Origin of the sequence: Acinetobacter sp. YH12144, from assembly GCF_013418345.1 — a bacterium.
GTDB lineage: Bacteria > Pseudomonadota > Gammaproteobacteria > Pseudomonadales > Moraxellaceae > Acinetobacter > Acinetobacter amyesii.
Window position 1 is genome coordinate 1 of sequence record NZ_VPCD01000042.1, and the last position, 5,524, is coordinate 5,524.

At 41.7% G+C, this 5,524-nt stretch carries 6 protein-coding genes and 1 pseudogene; 4 read left to right on the top strand and 3 right to left on the bottom strand.

Annotated elements, in window-relative coordinates:
* Positions 1 to 1,259, top strand: a 1,259-nt coding sequence (locus tag FTU79_RS16025; RefSeq protein ID WP_180051339.1) for an IS91 family transposase, incomplete at its 5' end; no start/stop codon positions are given.
* Between the two features lie 170 nt (positions 1,260 to 1,429).
* On the opposite strand, the gene FTU79_RS16030 is transcribed toward FTU79_RS16025, so the two are convergent.
* From FTU79_RS16030 to FTU79_RS16040, 3 genes are all read right to left on the bottom strand, one after another.
* Positions 1,430 to 1,750, bottom strand: coding sequence for a hypothetical protein (locus FTU79_RS16030; protein WP_179990683.1), 321 nt, complete (start codon positions 1,748 to 1,750; stop codon positions 1,430 to 1,432).
* Between the two features lie 16 nt (positions 1,751 to 1,766).
* Positions 1,767 to 2,636, bottom strand: coding sequence for a 23S ribosomal RNA methyltransferase Erm (erm, locus tag FTU79_RS16035; RefSeq protein ID WP_107318659.1), 870 nt, complete (start codon positions 2,634 to 2,636; stop codon positions 1,767 to 1,769).
* Between the two features lie 276 nt (positions 2,637 to 2,912).
* Positions 2,913 to 4,157, bottom strand: coding sequence for a hypothetical protein (locus FTU79_RS16040; protein ID WP_179990686.1), 1,245 nt, complete (start codon positions 4,155 to 4,157; stop codon positions 2,913 to 2,915).
* A 149-nt stretch (positions 4,158 to 4,306) separates the two neighbouring features.
* Here FTU79_RS16040 and FTU79_RS16045 point away from each other — a divergent pair.
* From FTU79_RS16045 to FTU79_RS16050, 3 genes and pseudogenes are all read left to right on the top strand, one after another.
* Positions 4,307 to 4,819, top strand: a pseudogene (locus FTU79_RS16045) (class I SAM-dependent methyltransferase); the annotation flags it as partial.
* Between the two features lie 30 nt (positions 4,820 to 4,849).
* Positions 4,850 to 5,329, top strand: a complete 480-nt coding sequence (locus FTU79_RS16765) for a BCCT family transporter (protein ID WP_338242671.1) — start codon at positions 4,850 to 4,852, stop codon at positions 5,327 to 5,329.
* Positions 5,232 to 5,524: transposase zinc-binding domain-containing protein (locus FTU79_RS16050; protein ID WP_373683515.1), on the top strand; the 293-nt coding region annotated here is incomplete at its 3' end. The genes FTU79_RS16765 and FTU79_RS16050, both read left to right, overlap by 98 nt.

Below are 5,524 nucleotides of genomic sequence, written 5' to 3' on the forward strand. Positions count from 1 at the left end.
AGCACCTGGTTGCGTTCAGCTGCAAACGTCGGGGCTTCTGTCCTAGTTGTGGCGCACGGCGTATGGCCGAAAGCGCCGCGCTACTGGTCGATGAGGTTCTGCCCGTACAGCCCATGCGCCAATGGGTACTCAGCTTTCCCTTTCAATTGCGCTTTCTGTTCGCCAGCCGGCCGGAGGTCATGGGCCGGGTGTTGGGCATCGTTTACCGCGTCATCGCCACGCATCTGGTCAAGAAAGCGGGCTATACCCACCAAGCGGCCAAGACCGGTGCCGTCACCCTGATCCAGCGCTTCGGCAGTGCACTGAACCTCAACATTCACTTTCACATGCTGTTCCTCGATGGCGTGTACGTTGAGCGTCCCAATGGAACAGCCCGGTTCCTCTGGGTCAGGGCGCCGACCAGCGCCGAACTCACCCAACTGGCGCACACCATCGCCCATCGGGTCGGCCGCTATTTGGAGCGGCAAGGCCTACTGGAGCGGGATGCTGAAAACAGTTACCTGGCCTTGGATGCGGTGGATGAAGATGCGATGACTCCACTGCTGGGGCATTCCATCACGTATCGCATCGCCGTGGGGCCACAGGCAGGGCGCAAGGTGTTCACCCTGCAGACACTGCCCGCCTGCGACCCGGAAGATCAGTTTGGTGACATGCCCGGTAAGGTTGCCGGTTTCTCGCTACATGCCGGCGTAGCGGCCAAGGCCCATGAGCGCAGCAAACTCGAACGGCTGTGCCACTACATCAGCCGCCCGGCGGTGTCTGAGAAACGGCTGTCGCTCACGAAGAATGGCAACGTGCGCTACCAGCTTAAGACGCCGTACCGGGACGGCACCACGCATGTGATCTTTGAGCCGCTGGACTTCATCGCAAGACTGTCGGCGTTGGTGCCGAAGCCACGTGTGAACCTTACCCGGTTTCATGGGGTGTTTGCGCCCAACAGCAAGCACCGCGCCCTGGTTACACCTGCCATGAGGGGCAAGGGGAGCAAAAAGGTCAAGGTATCGGATGAGCCGCCAACACCCGCTGGGCGGCGAGCGTCGATGAAATGGGCACAGCGGCTCAAGCGTGTATTCCAAATCGACATCGAGACTTGCAGCGAATGCGGCGGTGCCATGAAGGTGATTGCCTGTATTGAAGATCCGGTAGTGATCAAGCAGATCCTCGACCATCTGAAGCAAAAAGCCGAAACCAACGAGTCCAGCCCGTTGCCCGAGAGCCGGGCACCACCGGCTGGCCTGTCGCCGGGTCTGTTTACCTGACCCGTCCCAAACGATTCCGATCACGATGCTGCGGTAATTCAGCCGCGGCAGGGATGCGTTATGCCGGCGGCTTGGGTTGGCCCCGGCTGTCGGGAAAAACGGGTGAATTTTCGGCGGGATCGATGGCTACACGGGCCGGATTCAGAATCACCCACTGGCAAAGCAGGCCGTCATTCGCGGTCTACAGTGGCTGGACTTGGAGAAAAACGGCGTTTATTCTTCCTATACTCTTTTATATCTGATAATTGCAGATTAAATTCAGATAATAAAACATTTACAATATTTTTGAATTGAGTTTCAGAATAAAAAGCTTTATTATGATGTTTTATTCTGGATAAACGCTCTAGTTCCCAATATCTTAATAATGACAATTTACCACCATCATATTCCCAAAGTGAAATATTTTGGTCGTGCCTTTTTGTATCTGTTTTATAAAAATTGGCATACTTGTTTATCTCTACATATGCAAATAAGTAGTAACCTTTTTCCAATTAAGTACCCTTTTATTTAATATCTTTGAGTTCTGCTTCTGTGGACTTTTTCTAATTTTGATTGTTCTTTTAAAAGTTTTTGATAAGAACCTTCTACGAGTTTTTTCTTGTCTTGGCATACAAACTGCTTATATGTATCGAACATTTTAATCCATTGAATATATGTCCAATCGGAAAAATTTAGTTCACTATCTAAATTGATAATTTTTTTCAAACGTTTTTGCTGTTCATAAGAAAAAATATTTTTTGTTTTTTGTTTAAAATTTAATCCTGGGGCAGTATACATATATGATAAAAAATCCCAATATTCTAACATTGTTGCTTTTTTTATATCACAATATTCTTTTTTATGGAAATGCACAAGAACTATAGACACGTTGGGTTTTGGTTTAAAATCTGAAGGCAAAAACTCATAAGCCAGTTTTATATCATATAACGGTTTGAACATAAGTGATTTTAATGTGTCTTTATAATATGGAGTGCCTGCGTATTTTAACATTGCTTCGTACTGCATTATAATATACATATCTTGTGGCGGGTTGATTGCTGTTAGTAATCTTGTTAAGATTTCTCCCGTCATATTAAACGGTATATTAGAAAAAACTTTATAATTGCCATCAGGAAGTTTTATGTTCATAAAATCTTGATTGATAAGTGTTAGTTTTTCACTATTCAAGTTTTGCTTTAAAAATTGATACAAAGAGGTGTCTAATTCAATTGCAATTACACTTTTACTTACTCTTAATAAATGTTCGGTTATTATGCCTTTTCCCGGACCTATTTCATATACAATGTCAGTATTATTTATATTGCTATTTTCAACAAGGCTACTAACTAATTTTTTATCGTGTAAGAAATTTTGTGAATCCCTAATATTTCTTTCCATAAATTCCCTTTAATTGCATAATCTTTAATAGTTTATATAATTAATTATAAGATGAAACGTACAGTTTGTCAACTATTGCCATTTAAATTGGACATATAGCAAGCATACAAAATAATGGTGTTTTTACATATAAAAAACTACTAATACTGGTTACAAATCTTAAACCAAATAAAAATTTGCATAAAAAAAGATGTGATGATTATTAAATTCTTCACAACTTTTATATGTTAATATTTAACCAAAACATTAGATTTTAATATGTTTAGTATTTTACTCTCATACTGGCACCGTGAAGTCTACGTCAATTCCCCAAACATTTAGAGTAAGTGCAAAAAAGCCATTTTTAAAATTTGTTTCGGACAAGTAAAAAGTTTTAGGCTCATCAATTCCCCAATAATATATATCTATATATTCTGCATAAAGAAATTTTTGAGATTCTTCATCGTATTTTATGCCTTCGACACCATATCCCTCTTGAAACCTATAATCGCCTAGTATATTGACAAATTCATGTGATAGATAAGGTATTGCATAGTTTTCATCATTGTTATCGTAGACAGCAATTAAGAGTTGGAATTCATAAGTATCATCATTAGAGTCGATTGCATTAATCGTTATCCATTGTAAACCGACACTTGTGTTGTCATATACAAAATCCTCACCTATTAAAACGGTAATAAACTCATTTGAAATTTCATTAAAATCGTAGAGATCGTAAATTAGTACCTCAAAATCTAATTTTAGACCCGAAAAATCCAAATCCATTGGCACAATTAGTAATGGATTTCTGTTGATTGAACCATATGAGGCATAGCTAACACCATAGTCAATTATGTCAGAATAATCAGTTATGTCAGAAAGATCCATATCGGCTATATTAATTATAACTTGTGAATCATGTATTACATCCCCATCTTTAGCAACTAAAAAGGTTTTTGAGGTGAAATAATCTTTTTCATCAACAGTATATTTGATAACTATAAAGCCGTATCCTTCTGTGTCAATGTCATAAGAAACAACCATATCTTTTGTAACTTGAACATTAGAATGTTTGTGGTGATTTATATAATAAATTCCTAGATATAAACTTAGTTTCATGTCGCTTAAGACTTCTTCTAAAGTGGAGCCTAATTTAACGGATTCAGAGTCTATATCAATTTCAATTTTATTATTAAATGCCAAGTTTTTTGAAAAATCATCGCTTGATATTTCATCTAAAATGGTTTTAATTTTTATTTCAAACTCATAACCTTCAATCTCAATTCTTGTATTATGAATGCCTTCATCCAATATTGTTTCTTGATCTTCATCAATTATGTCCTCAAAGCGAACAGTGTTAAAATATCCATTATCGTAAACTAGCACTATATCAGAAAAAAGCATACCTGCATTATATTCATTGATCTCTTCGTCTTCGATTGCGGTATAAAAAATTAGACCATAATTTCCATTAACATCTTTAGTTGGAGAGAGGTTTATAACTGCTAAAACCTCAAATTCCTCGTCATCTGCAACAAACAAGTCTTCGCGTATTAATGCTGCGTATTCGTTAAAGGCAAAAATAACATCTTCCGATATTTGGGTAAATAGAACAGCTTCCCAATTAGAAAAATAAGCATAAAAATCTTGAGTGCCTTTATTTATTACAAGCCGAATTTTCTAAATTACCTAAAGGAGGTAAGGTTCTTTGCTTAGCCGAAGGTGAAGGTCGCAATGCTGTGTTTTTAGCCAAGCAAGGTTATGACGTTACAGCGGTTGACCAGTCTAGCGTCGGCTTAGAAAAAGCACACAAATTGGCGGCTGAACAGGGTGTAAAAATCACCACAGTGGTAGCCAACTTAAATGAGTATGATTTAGGCGTAGACGCTTGGGATGGCATCGTTTCAATTTTCGCTCATGTGCCTCTTGAGTTACGGTTGAAATTGCATAAGCAGGCAGTGGCTGCATTAAAAGAAAATGGCGTCTTTATGCTAGAAGCCTATACAGCTGCTCATATTGACATGGATGGAGTGGGTGGTCCTCCTGCCTCGCAAATAGATATGTTTATGTCGCTTGAAGGGTTGCAGCAAGAACTAAACGGTTTGGATTTTATAATAGGTGCTGAAGTAGAGCGTGAAATCTCTGAAGGAAACTATCACCAGGGTAAAGGAGCAGTCGTTCAAGTGGTTGCCTGTAAGAAATAGTTAGTTAAATAGTAAGTTCTAAGGAAAGTAATGAGTACGTTTAAGCAATGGGTAAACCGTCTTTTAGGAGACGTAGGAACCGTTTTTTACCTATCAATACTCTTTATTGGTTTGTTTTTAATTGCCACAGTCAGTAACCCTGATGGCGTTCAAGAGTTAGCGCAAAAAGCACTGGATGCGACCGCTGATGACTTTGGCTGGTTGTACTTATTAGTGACCAGTGGCTTTGTCATTTTTACACTCTGGTTGGGGTTGTCACGCTTTGGCAGTATTCGCCTCGGGCCTGATGACGAGGCACCCGAGTTTAGCTATGGCTATCGCAAGGATGCGGATCATGCCCCAAGTGGCGGCCAGGATGGCCAGCCGGGACGAGAACACTGGTCGTTACCAGCGTCACCGGCCCGAGCAAACCCTGCTCTATCGGATCGTCGAAGAATACTACCAGACGTTCGCTGCCCATTTGGCGGCGCAGGGCAGGGAACTGCCCGGCTATGTGCAACGCGAGTTTGACGACTACCTCAAATGCGGCCGTCTCGAACACGGCTTTCTGCGGGTGCGTTGTGAGTCGTGTCACGCTGAGCACCTGGTTGCGTTCAGCTGCAAACGTCGGGGCTTCTGTCCTAGTTGTGGCGCACGGCGTATGGCCGAAAGCGCCGCGCTACTGGTCGATGAGGTTCTGCCCGTACAGCCCATGCGCCAATGGGT